12 protein-coding genes and 1 pseudogene are annotated in these 17,252 nt (G+C 59.9%); 7 read left to right on the plus strand and 6 right to left on the minus strand.

Annotation, left to right across the window (positions count from 1 at the left end):
• The coding region (locus tag ON44_RS50795; RefSeq protein WP_218007694.1) for a polyketide synthase at positions 1–1,412 on the minus strand (1,412 nt) is incomplete at its 3' end.
• A gap of 1,420 nt (positions 1,413–2,832) precedes the next feature.
• Between ON44_RS50795 and ON44_RS48895 the strand changes: the two genes are divergently transcribed.
• From ON44_RS48895 to ON44_RS35010, 3 genes are all read left to right on the plus strand, one after another.
• Complete coding sequence (locus ON44_RS48895) at positions 2,833–3,570, plus strand: thioesterase II family protein (protein ID WP_281005326.1); 738 nt, start codon at positions 2,833–2,835, stop codon at positions 3,568–3,570.
• A gap of 149 nt (positions 3,571–3,719) precedes the next feature.
• Positions 3,720–4,907 (plus strand): cytochrome P450, encoded by a 1,188-nt coding sequence (locus ON44_RS35005; protein ID WP_040698661.1) that lies wholly within the window; start codon positions 3,720–3,722, stop codon positions 4,905–4,907.
• Positions 4,908–4,919: 12 nt separating this feature from the next.
• Positions 4,920–5,114: a ferredoxin gene (locus ON44_RS35010; protein WP_040698653.1), complete on the plus strand. Its 195-nt coding sequence runs from the start codon at positions 4,920–4,922 to the stop codon at positions 5,112–5,114.
• A 222-nt stretch (positions 5,115–5,336) separates the two neighbouring features.
• On the opposite strand, the gene ON44_RS50800 is transcribed toward ON44_RS35010, so the two are convergent.
• Positions 5,337–5,900, minus strand: a complete 564-nt coding sequence (locus ON44_RS50800) for a hypothetical protein (protein ID WP_157187435.1) — start codon at positions 5,898–5,900, stop codon at positions 5,337–5,339.
• Between the two features lie 29 nt (positions 5,901–5,929).
• Positions 5,930–6,469 carry a hypothetical protein gene (locus tag ON44_RS50805; RefSeq protein ID WP_157187436.1) on the minus strand — a complete coding sequence of 180 codons (540 nt, stop codon included), beginning with the start codon at positions 6,467–6,469 and terminating at the stop codon, positions 5,930–5,932.
• Positions 6,470–6,926: 457 nt separating this feature from the next.
• Here ON44_RS50805 and ON44_RS35015 point away from each other — a divergent pair, with 457 nt between their 5' ends.
• The 3 genes from ON44_RS35015 to ON44_RS50810 all read left to right on the plus strand — a co-directional run bounded on the left by ON44_RS35015 (position 6,927) and on the right by ON44_RS50810 (position 11,905).
• Positions 6,927–9,695, plus strand: coding sequence for a DEAD/DEAH box helicase (locus ON44_RS35015; protein WP_218007696.1), 2,769 nt, complete (start codon positions 6,927–6,929; stop codon positions 9,693–9,695).
• Positions 9,696–10,329: 634 nt separating this feature from the next.
• Positions 10,330–11,298 (plus strand): PDZ domain-containing protein, encoded by a 969-nt coding sequence (locus tag ON44_RS35025; RefSeq protein WP_157187437.1) that lies wholly within the window; start codon positions 10,330–10,332, stop codon positions 11,296–11,298.
• Between the two features lie 337 nt (positions 11,299–11,635).
• Positions 11,636–11,905, plus strand: a complete 270-nt coding sequence (locus ON44_RS50810) for a hypothetical protein (RefSeq protein ID WP_157187438.1) — start codon at positions 11,636–11,638, stop codon at positions 11,903–11,905.
• A gap of 142 nt (positions 11,906–12,047) precedes the next feature.
• On the opposite strand, the gene ON44_RS35030 is transcribed toward ON44_RS50810, so the two are convergent.
• The 3 genes from ON44_RS35030 to ON44_RS53025 form a co-directional block, all read right to left on the minus strand.
• Entirely contained in the window at positions 12,048–13,955 is a 1,908-nt protein-coding gene (locus ON44_RS35030; RefSeq protein WP_157187439.1) for a hypothetical protein, read from the minus strand.
• 204 nt (positions 13,956–14,159) lie between these two features.
• Positions 14,160–15,119, minus strand: a complete 960-nt coding sequence (locus ON44_RS35035; protein WP_157187440.1) for a hypothetical protein — start codon at positions 15,117–15,119, stop codon at positions 14,160–14,162.
• A gap of 385 nt (positions 15,120–15,504) precedes the next feature.
• Positions 15,505–15,885, minus strand: a complete 381-nt coding sequence (locus ON44_RS53025) for a hypothetical protein (RefSeq protein WP_051182771.1) — start codon at positions 15,883–15,885, stop codon at positions 15,505–15,507.
• 460 nt (positions 15,886–16,345) lie between these two features.
• Here ON44_RS53025 and ON44_RS50815 point away from each other — a divergent pair.
• Positions 16,346–17,252 (plus strand): annotated as a pseudogene (locus ON44_RS50815) (IS3 family transposase); the annotation flags it as partial.

Here is a 17,252-nt window from a genome sequence, read left to right on the forward strand (position 1 = left end):
GGCCGTGTCAGCATCCACTCCTGCAACCGGCGCCCCTGCGCGAGCAGCCCGTCACTGCTACGCCCCGACAACACCCACACCAACCCATGAGTGGTGACAGACTCTTGCACCAGCCCGAAAGCCTGATTGGTGCGCGAATCAGTGGCTCCGGCTGCATTGCCCGCTAGGACAATGTGACAATTCGTCCCTCCCATACCGAACGAGGACACCCCAGCGACGGCCCTGCTGTGATCTGCAGACAAATCCAAGCACTGACGCAATACAGCCACGCCGGAATCTTCGATAGAAATACTCCGGTTGGGTGTCTCATAGTTCAAACTCGAAGGAATTGTTTCATGCCACAACCCAAGTGCTACTTTAATAAAGCCCGCTATCCCCGCCGCCGCGTCTAAATGCCCAATATTTGTCTTTACCGAGCCAACCTGCAACCATGCTTCGTCCGATCCGCGCCCCTTACCAAACACAGAAACTAGGGCTGCGGCCTCCGCCAAGTCCCCTGCAACAGTTCCGGTTCCATGCAGCTCGACATAATGGACTTGATCACCACCGACGTTGGCGCGCCGAAGGGCAGACAAGAGGAGCTCTTCTTGCGCTGCGACACTCGGAGCCATGAAATCCGTACTGGCACCATCTTGGTTGATCGCCCCACCAAGAATAACTGAGTAGATCCTATCACCGTCATGCAAAGCCTGGGCTAATGGTTTCAACAAAACCATCCCACCACCTTCACCGGGCACGAATCCGTCAGCGTTCGCGTCAAAGGCCCTGCATTCGCCCTGATTGGAGATTACCCCAAGACTGTCCATCATCTGCACATGACTGCCGGTTACCATCAAGCTAACCCCGCCAGCGATCGCAGCACTACATTCACCGCGACGTATACTCTCACACGCCAAATGGACAGCAACCAGCGATGACGACTGCGCACTGTCCAGAACCAAACTTGGACCTGTAAAGTCAAAGAAGTGCGAGACCCTATTGGCGATCATCGCACGGTGGGTGCCAGTTGCCGAATACGCGTCCGAATCGCCGACTCTTATCGACTCACCAAATTCGTCGCGCGATGCACCAACAAACACACCTACAGCGCGGCGTTTCAATCTTTCTGGTGAGATACCTGCATCTTCGATCGCTTCCCAACAAAGCTCAAGCACGAGTAATTGACGAGGATCTATCGTCGCCGCCTCAACCGGACGGATGTCAAAGAACTCAGCATCGAAGCCGTCGATGCTACTCAAATACCCTGCAGGTTTGGGAAATATGTATCTACCGCCAGCGCTGATAGAGCTCGGCTGATTAACGGCGCTTTGACCATTTACCAAAAGCTGCCAGTACTTGTCGATGTTGTCAGCACCCGGAAGTTTACACGACAAACCCACAACCGCAATATCATCAGCGCTAGCGCTATACATGAGAAAAGCCTCCCCATTCAAAAATTCTATAAGCAGAATGATCGGCCCATACCGGGGTCTGCAATGACCGCGCCGAGATCCGCACCGCTAGTCGGCTGCCAGTGAAATGTTCGTCAGTGAAACACTGCTACAGATAGACGGTTGCCTAGGCCCTGAGCCTGTGCGCCGGCTCCGTTACAGATCACGACCGCTGGACACCGCTCCCCGAACCACGATCTCAAGCACGCCCACGGCCGCCCATTTGGGGGTCTCTTCCACGTCGCACACCAGCGAGCGATTGGGAACCGCTCCCATCCGTGGCGCCGAACCCACACCAACGTCAGATAATCCTGAATAGAGGGGCGACGATCCAGGGCGGGGACACCCGTCCAGGTCGGTCCAATCAAGCGAGAGCATCGCGCCGGTCCGAGTGCCCAGGATCACCGTCCTTTGTATGCGGCGGTGCTTGATCATGGGCCCGACCCACAACATCGCGATACCGGTTTAACAAACTCGGCGCCAGTCAAGATTCTCCGACGGGAACGTGCACTGCAGCTACCGCAGACGCAGCTCGAACTAGCCGCCGACTTTGACATCTCCAACCGATTCGTCGCAGACTTCACCATCGGAAGTACCCCGCTTGATAGCAGCTGGACGCTTGAGCATAACCGAACTCCGGGCCTCGGACGCTAACCAAATTGGACTGCGATATCCGAACCTCTTCGAAGTCCCATACACGAATTGCATACCACAACAAATATATCCCCCGATGACTAAAGACATCGCCAATGGACGATGTTCACGAGTACATCATCACCGGCACCACGCGTCAATAGCTGCGCTAACGATCTACGGCCACACAGAGTTAGCTGAGTCAGTCTTCGAACATGCACACAGACACCCGAACACAACGGGATCGCACTCCGACTCGCAACCCATCGCCCATTAGCGACACCGCTGATAGAACGCGTTTTCTGGCCAAGCGTCCAGTATTGCCGCACCGCGTCACCATGGAGCGCACGAGGATGGGCAAGCCCGGTTGGCTGGCATCCAGATTAAGAGCTGCTACAGATTTGCCATGCGCACGAACCTCGTGATGTGACATGAGTCATAGTGCCAGAGGGGACCATCATCGGTCATAGTGCCAGAGGCGGGGGGTGATGAGATGCACTGAGGCAGAACAGAACCCGGAGCATCGTGCTCGAAAGCTGCAGCACCCGTTTACTCTTGCGTTTTGCGCCTTCGAGAACTGTTTCAGCGCAGCCATTTACGATCACGACGGGAACTCCGCCACGGGAATCAACTGCTCAAGGAACAACACCAGTGACTCGGACCAGATGCGTCCCTCGTAGCGGGCCACTTCGCCACCGGCAAGACAACGCCCTGGCCCGGTCGATCGTTGACTGAAAGGACCCGATTGAGCACTTCAGCCGAGATAAGCTTGTGGTTCAGACGGTTCAATCCGTCGCCGACTGCAAGCAGTAGACTCATATGTTTCCCCCACGCTGGCGGCTCCGCGAGCTTCTTTTTGCCGCTATCCAGGGCGATGTCCCCCGAAGTTGAAGTGTTGTCTGTGCAGTATCCGGGAAGGCAGGATCGCCGAAATGAACAGCCAGCCGGAAGCATAGCTGCTCTCGCAGATTCCATTGCGGACAATATTTCACACTTCTCAGACAAGCCGCTGGCCCTATTCGGCCATAGCATGGGAGCGATTTTAGCCTATGAAGTGACTCGAAGAATATCTATCACCAACAGCCCAATCGCACTGTTTGCCTCTGGCCGACGCGCGCCGTCTCGCTACCGCCCAGAGATCGCGCACACACTGTCGGACGAGAAACTGCTTGAAGAGCTCAAAATGCTAGGCGGTACAGACAGCCGCGCTTTCGCGGACAACGATATTGTTCGAATGATCTTGCCCGCCGTACGCGCAGACTATCGAGCTATCGAAACATATTTTTACCAACCAGGCTCCGAGGTTTCCACACCCATATTTGCCCATATTGGCGACCGGGACCCTCGAGTAACCTTTGACGAAGCAAGCAGTTGGAAAGAACATACTTCGAACAGTTTCGAGCTTCACACACATACCGGCGGTCATTTTTATATAGCCGAGCACACCAACAGCATCGCCACACACATCCAGCAGAAGCTCTCCGAGCACCCAATCCGTCCCAGATAGCGCAATTAGACGCACCACATCAAGACTATTTTGTCCCCACCGATAGATAGTCGTCTGAAGTTCCCAGCCGCAGCTTCCACACTTGCGACCGTGCCGATTCGGTTCAGGCAGACTTCGAAACCCAATTCTCAGCAATGGAGCCACCCACGATGAGCGAAGCACCCGTCATCGCAACGCAATTGCCGACCACTCGGTCCGGCCGTTGCCCCTTCGACCCACCCGCCGCTCTGACAGAGATCCGCCAGCGTGATCCCCTGACCCGAATGCAATTCGCCAACGGCCACCAGGGCTGGCTGGCCACCGGCCACACCGAGGTCCGCGCGGTACTCTCGGATCCTCGCTTTAGCGCCCGCCATGAACTTCAGCACTATCCGTACGCCGACTACGGACCTATGCCGCCGGCACCGGTGGGCGCCCTCGCCGGTATGGACGGCCCGGACCACCGTCGGTACCGAAAGCTATTGACCGGCAAGTTCACCGTACGACGTATGCAACTGCTCACCGAGCGGATCGAGCAGATCACTACTGAGCATCTCGATGCGATGGAAAAGCATGGCGGCCCAATAGATCTGGTGACGGCCTTCGCACGTCCCATTCCGGCGCTGATGATCTGCGAACTGCTGGGTGTGCCCAGCTCCGATCGCACTACCTTCCAGGAGCATGCGAAAAAGGCCAGCGACGTCACGGCCGGCCTAGAGGAACGTCTCGCCGCCTACACCGCCATCGTCGACTACGTCGCTGACCTGGTGACGGACAAACGTACGGCTCCCACCGACGATCTACTCAGCGACCTGACCACGACCGACCTCACCGACGAGGAGTTGGCCGGCATCGGCGCCTTCCTGCTCGGCGCAGGGCTAGACACGACGGCGAACATGCTGGCGCTGGGCACATTCGCGCTGCTCACTCACCCCGAGCAGTTGGCGGCATTGCGCTCGGATCCGGACCTCACCGACAGCGCGGTGGAGGAGCTGATGCGTTACCTGAGCATCAGCCACAGCACCGCCCGGGCCGCCCTGGAAGACGTCGAACTCGGCGGCAAACTGATCCGGGCCGGTGAGACGGTCGCGGTGTCCATCCAGACCGCCAACCGCGATCCGGCCCGCTTCGACAATCCCGATGCACTCGACTTGCACCGAAACACAGTCGGGCACGTGGGATTCAGCCACGGCGCCCATCAATGTCTTGGCCAGCAGCTGGCCCGCGTCGAGATGCGAGTTGCCTTCCGTGCGTTGGTGATTCGCTTTCCCAATCTGAAGTTGGCGATCCCCGCTCACGAGGTGCAGTTGGGAAGCGGCCAGATCTTCGGCGTAAACCAACTGCCTGTCAGCTGGTAGGAGCGGAAAACCATGAAGCTCGTTGTCGATCGCAACCGCTGCATCGGCGCTGGGATGTGCGCGCTGACGGCACCTGCGTTGTTCGACCAAGATGATGACGATGGACTGGTGATCACACATGCTGAGACGCCGACTCCTGACCAGGAGGGTGTCGTGCGCGAGGCAGTGGAGGCCTGCCCATCGGGCGCGCTTCGGACCGAGGAGTAGGAGCAGCAAGGCGGCGGGTATGCCCTCGAAAGGATGGACAGACCAGCGGCCTGGGAAAGTGTTGCCGCCCTGGTGAGAACATCGGGGCGACAACCTTATTCAGGACAACTGTTTTCTCTCGGCCCTCATCGTCAAAGGATTCGAATCACGGACGACAGAACCTAGGCGATTCTCGCACACACTGAGAATCAGGATCTATCTATCGGAAGCAACGTGAGCACATCACTTTGGCCGCAGTGGGCGTGAAGTTTTCGACGGCCAGGGATTAGCCAGCTTTCCTTGTTGTTGAAGGGATTTAATCCAGTCCTGAGCGACATGATGGGGAATGTCGTAGTGCTTAGCAACTTTGGCGGTGCTGCCGAGACGCCAGTAAGTTACACCGAAATCCGATGGCGCTCCTGCCCGTTGCTCTCGCTGACGCTGCGCCCGCTGCTGCGCTCCCGCGAGCTTAGAAGCGGGCTCACTGACTGCAGTGTCGGCGTCGTCGATACTCTCTAGCGGGGTCAGCGGAATACCTGTTTCTGCCGGTGGCGAGACGGTTTCACTGGTAGAGGACAGCTTCGATGCCAAGTTGAGTCGCGACGGGCCACCCGACAGCATGTTCGCGGTGCGAACAAGGAGCGGAAAATCAATGCGGGCCAAGTCTTCAGGAACATAGGCCTCGCCGGTAGTCTCGGCACGTACCTCGGCCAATCGTACTCCGGATGCATCAATCTCTACGGTTGCAACGGCCGCTACGACGCCGGTTCTGGCGTCAGAGATCGTGATCGTATAGCTGTCTGTCATTGGCTACCGAGTCCGTTCAGGCTGACGATCTAGTTCTTGTTTGTGGAGGAAGTTTCCACAGATGGGTCAAGCTTGCGCAATCGCCCCATCCATCCTTGAGCTGTGTGCCGAGGTACGCCGAAATGCTTTGCAACCGCGGTGACCGTGCCCAGCTGCTCGTACGTCGCACGAAGCTCGTTGATATCGGGCATCCTCCGATAGGCGCGTCCGCCTTCTCCGTCCGTGGAGCGTGGAGTTGCTGCCTGATCAGCAACCTCTGGCACTGAAGCGTTTTCGAGCATCATCTGTTCCGATTGCCCCACAGGCACCTCGGAGGAAGCTGCCGCCACCGCGGCCCGCGGACCCGAAGACGGAAACCGGCGAACCAGGGCGGTCACAACCGCCTCGATGTCGATGTCGCATACCTGCTGGGATGTCAGACCAGCAGAACCCGTCGTGCTGATGGCAATACCGGTGACACGCGTATCTGATGTAGAGGCATCGACTCGTATCGTTAGCTGCGGAGCATCGCTGCTATCCCCCTGACCATTCGGAGAGTCGGGGATGATGACAACGGTATAGCTACCCATGGCCAGTGTGGTCCTTGCGACGGCTTCTGAGTGTCGGGTGTGACGGCTTCCGACAATATCATGCGTTGCTTCAACTCCGGCTGCCCAGTCGGGCTTCCAAGCTGCGACCTTACTGTCCTGCAAGCGCTTACCGCCAAGCCGTCATCCAACGCGTTCGGCGAGCGTCAGACCATCGTCAGGACGGCCTACCAGCACACGGACCTCAGGCTCCGCAAACATCAGGACGAGAAGCCTGCAGGACGCCACATGCCGACATGCCCGACCTGTCGAGTTCAGTTCTCAAGTAGGACCGTGCATTGGTTGAAACGCCTATCGAGGCAACGACACCCGGGCTCGCCGCATCGATGACCGAGGCACTGAGATGTCGTAGCCATCCGCTAGGGTGACCGCGTCGCAAAGGTTTCGCCACATTCGGCTGTCGATTGCTACGCGCCGAGTGGGGCCGGTTACGGAGGTCATGGTCGCGCTGATGCCGATCAAAGATGATTCGCTAGTTGCTACTGACCCCATGGCGCCGATCATGTGGATGAAGATCACCAACCCGGACACTGTCATACCGACCTGTCCGCCCGGAACCGATGTGCGCGTGTTGATCCCGTCTGACGCACGATTTAGCGATTTACGCAAATCGCTTCTTGCGCAACGAATCCCCTACCGAGAAGTACGGTACCTCCTGGAGCAGGAACTAATCACTACGAATCCCCAAGCACGGCTGACGGCGGTTCTTGGCACCTCAGGTCGAGCCTCACGAGCGTCGCGTCCCCTGACCGGCGCAGCGGCAGAAGCCGCCCGCGACGGATTCGACTTGATGTGGTACGACCACGCCAGAACGGAAACCGCTTCGCCGCAGCGCGTGCCGGCCGAAGAAGTTATTCCCGCGGAGTGGGTGCGGTTCCTTCCACATCCAGTCATGAATCCGGCACAGGCCGAAGCGATTCCGCAGATCGTCGGTAGTAACGATCACTTAATCGTCGTCGCCCCGACCGGGGCCGGTAAGACCGTAATCGGAATGGTCGGTGTCCTGCGTACAGTCCTGGAACAGGGCAAGAAGGCGGCCTGGCTGGTACCGCAACGCTCACTTACCGAGGAGCTAAACCGCGAGCTCGACACATGGCGCGACCGGGGGTTGCGCGTCGAACGGCTGTCTGGCGAACACCGTGTCGACGCCGCGCGAATCCGGGCTGCCGATTTGTGGGTGACAACGACCGAGAAGTTCGAGGCCCTCAGCCGAACATCGTCCATGCGCGAGGCTCTCGCCGAGGTCGGATGTTTGATCGTCGATGAGATTCATCTCCTGGGTGACAGTTCCCGGGGGTCGTTCCTCGAAGCAATCTTGGCACGCGTGCGAGACGACGGTTCCCGCATCCGCATTGTTGGATTGTCAGCCACGGTCTCAAATGCCGACGAACTGGCATCATGGCTCCAGGCACGAACGGTCCGCGTCGGTTGGCGGCCCACCCAGCTCACGTGGCAGTTGCCAATGGTGGCCAACCACTCTGACTGGAGTTTGACCGAGGCCGCGAAGATCAGATTGACCGCTTCGATCGTCAATGCTGTGTCCGATGGCGATGGCAGCGTCCTCGTATTCTGCGGCAGTAAACGTAGTGTCAGACGCACAGCTTTGATCATCGCGGCAGCCCGAGGCGCCAACGTATTCAATGTCGACCCTGATGACACGGACCGCGTCTACTCCATCTGCCTGACCGCCCGGATAGGCCTTCACTACAAGGGTTGGGAGCACAAGAAGGAGGCCGAACATGGCTTCCGCACACGCGATTTGGATGTTCTGGTAGCCACTTCGACCGTCGCTGCTGGTGTGAACATGCCAGCGCGCGCGGTGGTGGTACAAGATACCGAGGTCGCGATGAAACCGATCGATGTGGCCACCGTACAACAGATGTTTGGGCGTGCAGGGCGCGTCGGCACTGGAGAGCGTGAGGGCTGGGCATTCTTGCTTGTTGACGAGACCGAGCGTGCGGCCTGGCAACGCAAACTATTGGCGGGGTTTCGAGTAAACTCACAGATCCATACAAGTTTAGCCGAACATGTTCTCGCAGAAGCAATCCAAGGCCGCATTCGCTCAATTCCTGACGCAGAGCGATGGTGGAAACATACTCTCTCTTACCACCAGGGACGTCGTGATATGACGCCGCTACGACAAGCTGTCGGGTTTCTTCTCGATAGCGAGTTCCTCCAGCGAGATCACCACACCGGCGACACTGACCGTTTCGTCCCGACTGAGCTGGGCATGGTAACTGGTCGACTGATGGTTTCCCCCGTCGTCTGCCACAACCTTCGGGAAGAGCTCTCATCGATCAGTTTTCCAGAATCTGCCGACGAAGCTGAGGTCCAACTAATCGATATCCTCGCCACACATGTCCCAAACCTCTCAAATGCAGCGGTAAGCGAGGCACTCAAGTCACGAGTACTTCATTTGAAATGGGCGCATGGAATCGTCGACCGTCACCCTGCAGGGTTCGATAACCATCAACCGCTTGGGGTCGCCGGGGCTGCCTATGCTCCCGGAGACTTGGCGCGCGCGGCCATGCTCGCAATCATCAACTCTCCCAGCGCCTTTCGACGTGATGCCCGCATCATCGCTGGGATTCCCTACTCCACGATGTCGCCGGTCCTCGAGGAAGCTCCTCGATATCTTCACTGGCTGAGTTGTCAGGGATTCTTTTCGACGGTACATCCGTGGGTGGCGATCGTGGCCGCCGACCTGGGCCGACGCATCCGCTGGCGTCGCCTCCAGCCTCCTCGGGGCTCGGGTCGCTTGCTGTGGATGTGCGAACAAATGGCCACAGCAGCATACGCCGAGGATATTGTCCCCGATCTGTGGATGGCAGCTACTAATCGCGGCCTCGCCAGCCCGGATTGGGCAGAAACCGGACGCCCTCAAGGATGTCAGCTCAATCAATCCGACTACGCACTGCTACTAAGAGAGCGAAGCACCGGTTCGAAACTCTCTGAAGCCGATGGTCATTTCACAGCCAGTTGCACAGCAACCTCGACCCTCGTTGTCTGGTCGGGTTCCGACTATCTCGCAGTTCCGATACCACCAGGACGCAGCGAAATAGCAAATATCCTACCATATCAGCCATCTCCCCCCACTGGCGCAGCTCTTTTCACCCGCCGTGGCGATTATCGCGCAACCGGCTGGCTCAATAGCTATCGCGACATGGAACCGATACAGCCTGCCGACCGGCTACCACAACGGACATGACCCCCCCCAATCCGCTTCAGGAGTTTGGCTTGCCGGTCGTTCGTTGATCCGATCACTCCGCCGCACCATGACGCCATAGTCCCGCGCCGAGCGACAGGGGTGTCTGGAAATTCGCCGCGCCGACACCCATCGGCCGCGTAACGCCGCAGACTGTCTGTGACAGCCCAGGGACAGGCGATGAACATCGGAGACGAGTGGATCTACCGGCTGCGCGATCGATCCCCGTCGGAGCGGATACGGATCGTCGGGGTCGCGCAACGCAAGCGGCGAGTCCAGGTCGACATCGCGCTTCTCGACGGAACAAGGCCAGCACCCGGGAAACAGTGCCCGGCAACCGGCTTCGAGCCCGTGGAGCCGCGTCGAGCACTACAACACGGTCATGTCACAATCTCTGGGAACGTCTGCAGGACGAGTACGACCTCAGCAAGGCTGAGGAGTACGCGATCGACCAAGTCTTCGGATTAGCGAGCTGTCGCTGCTCGACCGCGCTCGACTGCTCTACCAGAAGGCGGTCGCGCACTGCGATCAGCTCGACTGGCGACCGGCCCGCAAGGACCTCGCTGAGATTCGTTCCCGGCATTGGGATACGGAACTCGGGTGGCTGTCCGCGGTCGACGACCCGATGGTCGTGGATGTGACGTTGTTCGAATGTGGCGGGCTCGACGATTTCCTGCGCCGACGCGGTGCGCTCCTGCCGGAGGAGGACCTGCTGATCGGACAACAGTGGCAGCTCGCGACACGGTCGGTGTTCGAGATCGAATCGGTGCAACCCGGGGAAAGCATCACCGTGCGCGACATCGGCACCGGCGACCGCCACGTTGTCCCCACCCCCACCGTGAGCCGCCAGGTCCACGGCGGGAAGTTCTACTGCTGCCATCTACTGCCGGTCGGAGACCAAGTGATACCCACCGGTTCGTTAGAACCGGTCTCGCTTCCGCAACGCAGTCAACTGACACAGCTGCTCGAATCCGACACCACTGCCCCGCGCGATATCGTCGAATTCCTCAGCGCCCGTTTCGCACCCACCCGGCTAGTCACCAGCAGTGGAGACCCCCTAGTGTTCAGCGAGGCCCGGCTGAGGGTCACCGACCCGGCAGCGATGCGGCGAACGCTCGACGAACAGTACGAACGCGACGCCACCACCGATCACTGGACCTGGCTCGATGACAACTCCACCGTCCTCGGCGGACTCCGGCTCGCCGACAGTGAACTGGTCGTTGACGCAAACAGCGAGTCCCGCTTCCAATCCCTCCTCGATTCCATGCGAGAACTCGACCCCGCCGCCGAACTCGTATCCGAGAAGCGGACCCCTGCCGCCGATACCATCGCCAACCATCAGCACGAATCGAAACCTGCTGCCAGCGCGAAGATCTCACCCCACGATCCACAGATCGCCGCGATGCTCGACCAATACGTCCGCGACTACGAAAACAAGTGGGCCGACGAAGCCATCCCCGCGCTCGGAGGTTGGACACCCCGCGCCGCGGTCACCGACCCCACCCGCCGCGACGACGTCATCCAACTGATCGACTCCTTCCCACAAGACGAACAACCCGGCCAGATGAGCGCCACCCGACTCCGCGAACTCCTCGGATTGCCATGACACCCCACCAGGGTGTACGTGGCGGGGCCGGCTGGGCGGACAGTAGTTTTCCAGGTGGATGGTCACCGGTGTTTCCGGCCGTGAGTCGGGTGTGTGAGCTGGGTATGGTGGCGGTCGTGTCCGACGATCGTGGTGTTCGGCTACACCAGGGAGATGGGATTACGAACTTCGATGTGGAATAACACATTCCCGCAGGTCAACGAATAGTCCCAGGGTTGGCGGAGAAGTTTTCCCTACCCAGAATCGGCAGTGCGGTTTCATTAGGACCGTTCCGGGAGTCCGCGTCGAACTGGAAACGCGGTACACGGGTCAACAGGTCACCAAGAAAGGCCCCACCATGGTTCCCCAGCAGGCGCAGCGTGAATCGGTATCCCCCACACCTGGTCACCGTCGTCGCGCCGAAACCAACCCACCGGCGCGTCGTGCACGTACCTTCCGTAGGGAAGGCCACCGACTTGGTGTCGCGAGCCTGATCGTGGACTTGCTCGCATTGGTGGTGGTGATGCTGACCCTCATCGCGCTTGTCCTTGCTGGGAAGGCCGATGTCGCGTTGTTAGGTGGCGGTGGCGCATTCGCTGTCGCCGTGTGGCGGGCGTATCGCCGCTGAAGGCCGGCCAGTGGTCTTCGGTTGTGCCTGCTCGAAATGGTGGACAGGCACAACCGAACACACCAGTGGGCTATCCCGCAACCGGCCGGCAGGTCCTCGCTGTGAGTGCCTCGCCACCACAGGGGAAGCCGAAGTTCGGGGATCACGCGGTGCGCTGCCCGCCTTTTGACATAGCCTCATGGATCGCGATCCTGACATTCTCGACGTCCCCTGCTACGAATCGGTTCGATACCGAACGCCACGCCTCCGAGCCGATTCTGTCCGACAGGCGTTCAATGACGTGTATTGCTGAGTTCTCGTCGTGGTCAAACAGACTCGACAAAACGTCGATTAGCGTCTCGGGGAAGCCCACTGCGGCAACAGCCAGGACTTGAGTGGTGAAGTCAGGGCAGCATCGATCCAGCGAAGTTAGCAGGCTGAGGCGGAGGTCATGGGCAGACATGTGCAGTGCCGATGACACCGGCACCGCGAACTCAGTGCCCTCGCAGTCGAGCATTGCACCAATCATCACAAGATCACTGCGGTCCACCCTCCGGCACGGCTCTTCGAGGTCCCATTCCATCAACAGATAGCGCAGTAAATCTGCACCGTGCCGGGGGTGAGTTGAAAGGAACGCGATGATGGCCGGACCGACCAGGTGAAAGTCCGAGCACAATGCTCGACGGACACCACGCACGACAACATCCCACATGTCAGCGGCGTTGATGACGTAGTCGGAAGGGTCGTATTCCATGGAAAACACGATCTCCAGGACTTTCACTACGCCGCTGACTCCATCAGCCTCCGCCACCAACGTCCGTAGGACGGCACCGGCGTTGCCGCCTGGGAACTCTTCTCCCCGCTCACAAAGGTCGACGAACTGCGCAAGATAACAGAGGTTCCCGGCGGCTCCACGCTGGCCCAAATTTAGCAATACCCTCGCGATCTGAGGAACGCACGCGTTCGCGACGAGGCGGCGGATCCTTGCATGATTCACGTTCACGCTCCGGCTTGCGGCGCTGGTGAGTACGTCGGTGATTACACCGAAAGTGACGGGGTTTAGGTGCCCGATGCACTCGTCGAACGTGAGCGAGCCGTCGACGGTGTCGAACAGTGTTGTCACGATCGGTTCTGTGGCCCAACTGTTTTCGATGAACAGGGTCCGGAGTAGCCTGTCGCCCAGCTGTTTGCCGTCGGGCGCACTCCTGATGATCGAACCGATGATCGCGGGACCTCGCGTATTGAGGACCTCACCGTCTGCTGGCGACGCGTACGCTAGAAACTCCGCCTGCGCCCGCTCAAGATCGCCACGACATATGAACGCCGCCAGGCGATGGCCGATCAGCTCCTCCGATGTCAGGTCGATGGCTTGCCTCTGCCCGGCACGCAAAATCGTCTCGTACGCACCACCCATGTTTGCGACGATTTCACGCTGTATGTCTGGGCGGTGATGGTCGAGAGCTGCGAGCAGCTCTCCGCGGCGGACACGTCCGTGAATCTCACCGATCGCGGTGACAAAAGCGAGTACGGCGCCGATGTCGAGATCGGCAATCATCGCCAACGCCGCGGCCAGAGCAGCGTCATCCCCTTCGAACAGTGTGCGAGCCGTCCCAACAGCCACATGTTCCTGGCCATTCGCGAGCAACACCAGCAGCCGATCAGCACCCTCGTGGAACGATCGAGCGCGACGATGCGGTACCCAAAGGTCGAAATCAAGCCCTGGCGAGCTCGATTCGCCCGACGCTGTCAAAGGGGTGTCGTAGTCCCTCAAGACGGGGTAACGTGCGCGCAGATCTGCAACGTCGACGCCCCGGAGATCTACTACCGTCCTTACCACTGCGTCGACTATCAGTTCGCTGGGTTGGTCACTCCCATCCCCACGCAGGTGTCGGGAGAAGGTCGTCCGCCTTATCGGCAAATTCGCATGGGCGATGACCTGCTGGTTCTCCACCTGTGCCTCGTTAAGGATGGCAATAAGCGCGTTCGCCACCATGCGCCGCCGTGCAGGTACGGTTGCGTCCGCCTCGATGCGAGGTCTGCCCACAGTTACCCCCTGGTCGTCGTAGGGCACCTCCCGTATCCGCTGCGACCAAAGGCGGATGTGGTGTGCGAAATCCACAGCGACTCAAGAGTATCGGCAGGTGAGTGGCTAATCCCACATCAGAGGGAATTCGAAGAGCCCGCAGCAGCAATGCACGCGATGCTGCCGAACTTTTGCGACAGCAGGCAAGGATGATCCGCCGAGACGTGTGCCTAGCAGCTCGATGGAACCAGCTCACCGGTCATCGCAGGCGTTCGGCCAGAACTGATGGGACACCACGGCGTACACGCGAGCTGCAGATATGGCATCAAGTAGCGCAGTGCGCACGTCGTCGGTGCCGAGAGTCCGAATCCCCACGTAGTCGGATTCGAACCCACGCGCAAGCCACGGGTCCTCGTTCATCTCTAGCACCGCCGCCTGAGTGTGCTTTATCCTCCAATTGCGCTGAAACGGAATGCACGTTTCGTCAAGTAATTCGCCTGCGCGCCGCAGCGCCTTACGCAGGCGGTCCTTCTTCTCATAGATGTGGTAGTCATCGTCGTCGATTCTGATACCAACTGAGGCTACGTAGCGAAGTGCCTTCGTCGCGTCCCGCGGCCCTTCCACCTGTCCCACTGCGTAGGAACCTTCGACAGATACGTCGATACACGGCCGGTTCCCTCGGGTCCCCCCGGGAGAGACCTTCGTTCCGCGTTTTTCATCGGCAGTCAGGGCTTCAATAGCATGCCGCATCGCGGCACGCTGCTTCGTTTTCGTCGATGGAAACCTTTGTAGTTTGGCGATGTCATCAGCCAAGTCCCGCGCGATCGGGGTGCGCTCGAAAGCCGCCAGAAGCTGGCCCCACGAGACCGAATAGACATCCGGCGCTCCGGCAAGCTCCGAAAGAACATCCTCGGGCACCAGGTACACGCCAACCTTCTTAGCGCCATCGCTTCTCATATACCGAACCAGCTGCGAAACATCAGGAGCCGCATCGATCTTCGCTTCGAGGACAACGCCAACGCCCCCGGCTCGGAACTCCAGATCTGTTCGATCCTTCAGCCCCGACCGCACCTCAACTGCAACCGAGGATGGATCGATTACTTCGGGCAGCGGTACTCCGAGCGCGCAAAGAGTCTTACTTGCCTCGACGGGGTAAGCACGCATCAACGATGCAAGGCACCGCACCACTTGGGGTTCGGTCGTGAAGATCATCTTTCCCCCTATGCGGAGTGACGGTGTCGGCAATCCACCGTATCGGAGCAGTCGACGGCTGAGTGGATTGTCCAGGCGCAAAAGCCATCTCGCCGCAGCAGTCTTACTCCGCTGCGTGGGTGCCGAACTCACCGCCCCACGCCGATAGCGTCGGACGGTGTACAAGGTCCTGGCAGATCCGGCATCCTCTGATCAGGGGCACTGAGTTCGGGGAGATCGGCGTGATGTCGATAAGGGCTTGTGGGCGGCGACGTCCCTCGACTCGGGTCCATTTGGCCTCCAGCAGCATCCATCCATCGTTCGACGAGAAACGTAGACGTGCTTGCATTTTCGCTTCACTCAGCGCTCCGGATGCGATCGCGAAGCACGTTTCGGCCACGAGAAGCTAACTATGGTAGTCGAATTCGGGCTGATGGTGGCGCCAGCCAGCGAGCGGCATGCATTCCTCGGTGGTGAGCAGTTCGCGAACCGAAACACGACGAACCGACCGACCGGTCGACTCCGCTCGCAAGACGACCTCGTTGCCGGCCGAGGTCGCGATCATCTCCACGATCTCCACCAGCTCGCCGTCGTAAACCATCCGGGTCCCGACACCGAACCTGGTTGCCGCCCTGGCTATCACGCCGCCCGGATGATGCTGGTCGACGTCAACCGTGTGGACATGTCCAGGCATGTACTCCTGCCGCCACAACATGTGCAGCAGCGCCGCAGGAGCCGTCACCGCGGGCAACCCGGGCGCAGAACCGAGAGCCTCGCCGACGGTCATCCCATTCGCCACCGAACTCCGCAGCACCTCAAGGACAACGGGATCGAACAACTATCCGCGCCGGTAGCCCGCGAGGATCGAACATTCTCCAGCTCAACGGGATCCGGTTCGCTCCATACCTTGTATCGCCAGCCACGCGCTGTCACCACCTGTTCCGTCCAGGCAAAGGTGAAAGCGACCTTCTGCAGGCGGGCCCTCGGTTTCACATCGACCACCACCGAGCCGGAGTCAGTGTCCAGCAAGAAGGCCGGAACATGTCGCCGGAGCTTGCCGCCGATTTCTACACGCAACAGGAACAGCTGTGCGGCGATCCGGTGCACTGACCGATCGAAGTCCGCGAACAACAACCCGGGCAAGCTGAATCGCCCCGGCGTGTCGGGGGACTTCATCTCTTGAGGAGGATGGAGTCGTGTCGTCGAGGAGGAAGTACCCGGCCGAGTTGCGTGAGCGGGCCGTGCGGATGTTTGTCGAGATCCGTGATCAGCATGGGTCGGAGTGGGCGGCGATGCGGGCGGTCGCCGAGTTGTTGGGAGTCGGGCATCCGGAGACGGTGCGGGGCTGGGTGCGTCAGAGTGAGGTCGACGGCGGCGCTCGCCCCGGTGTCACGACTGAGGAGTCCGAGGAGCTGAAGCGGCTGCGGCGGGAGAACGCAGAACTCAAGCGCGCCAACGCAATTCTGAAGTCAGCGTCGATTTTCTTCGCGGCCGAACTGGACCGGCCACAGCGCTGACCGTCAGGTATATCAGCGAACACCAGGGCCACCGAGTCGACGGTGGCCTGCGATGGGGTGTCGAGTCGATCTGCGCCACGCTCACAGAGCTGGGCGTCCGGATCGCCCCATCGACCTACTACGCGCACCGCGATCCGGACCCGACCGTTCGGGGGGCCCGCGACGAGGAACTGCGGGTGCAAATCCAACGCGTTCATAGTGACAACTTCGGCGTCTACGGCGCCAGAAAGGTGTGGCTGCAACTCAATCGGGAGGGAATCACCGTGGCCCGCTGCACCGTTGAGCGGTTGATGCGGCAGCTCGGACTGCGAGGTGCGGTGCGCGGCAAGGTCAAACGCACCACGATCGCGGATCCGATCGCACCGCGGCCGGCGGATCTGGTGCAACGCAGGTTCGCGCCGGCCGCACCCAACAGGCTCTGGGTCGCCGACATGACGTATGTGTCGACGTGGTCGGGCTGGGTGTATGTGGCGTTCGTGATCGACGCCTACGCCCGCCGGATCATTGGCTGGCGCACCGGCACATCGATGAACACGGCGCTGGTGCTCGATGCAATCGAGCATGCGATCTGGACACGCGAGCGTGCCGGATGGGATGTGAAAGATGTTGTGCACCATACGGATAGGGGCTCGCAGGG

It is taken from the genome of Nocardia vinacea NBRC 16497 (genome assembly GCF_000308835.1).
Lineage (GTDB): Bacteria > Actinomycetota > Actinomycetes > Mycobacteriales > Mycobacteriaceae > Nocardia > Nocardia vinacea.

What these genes read in the sequence shown, in the direction of transcription:
- ON44_RS35005 (WP_040698661.1), top strand. Translation starts at nt 3,720, where the DNA reads ATGAGCGAAGCACCCGTCATCGCAACGCAATTGCCGACCACTCGGTCC.
- ON44_RS35010 (WP_040698653.1), top strand. Translation starts at nt 4,920, where the DNA reads ATGAAGCTCGTTGTCGATCGCAACCGCTGCATCGGCGCTGGGATGTGC.
- ON44_RS50800 (WP_157187435.1), bottom strand. Translation starts at nt 5,900, where the DNA reads ATGACAGACAGCTATACGATCACGATCTCTGACGCCAGAACCGGCGTC.
- ON44_RS50805 (WP_157187436.1), bottom strand. Translation starts at nt 6,469, where the DNA reads ATGGGTAGCTATACCGTTGTCATCATCCCCGACTCTCCGAATGGTCAG.
- ON44_RS35015 (WP_218007696.1), top strand. Translation starts at nt 6,927, where the DNA reads ATGGTCGCGCTGATGCCGATCAAAGATGATTCGCTAGTTGCTACTGAC.
- ON44_RS50810 (WP_157187438.1), top strand. Translation starts at nt 11,636, where the DNA reads ATGGTTCCCCAGCAGGCGCAGCGTGAATCGGTATCCCCCACACCTGGT.
- ON44_RS35035 (WP_157187440.1), bottom strand. Translation starts at nt 15,119, where the DNA reads ATGATCTTCACGACCGAACCCCAAGTGGTGCGGTGCCTTGCATCGTTG.
- ON44_RS53025 (WP_051182771.1), bottom strand. Translation starts at nt 15,885, where the DNA reads ATGACCGTCGGCGAGGCTCTCGGTTCTGCGCCCGGGTTGCCCGCGGTG.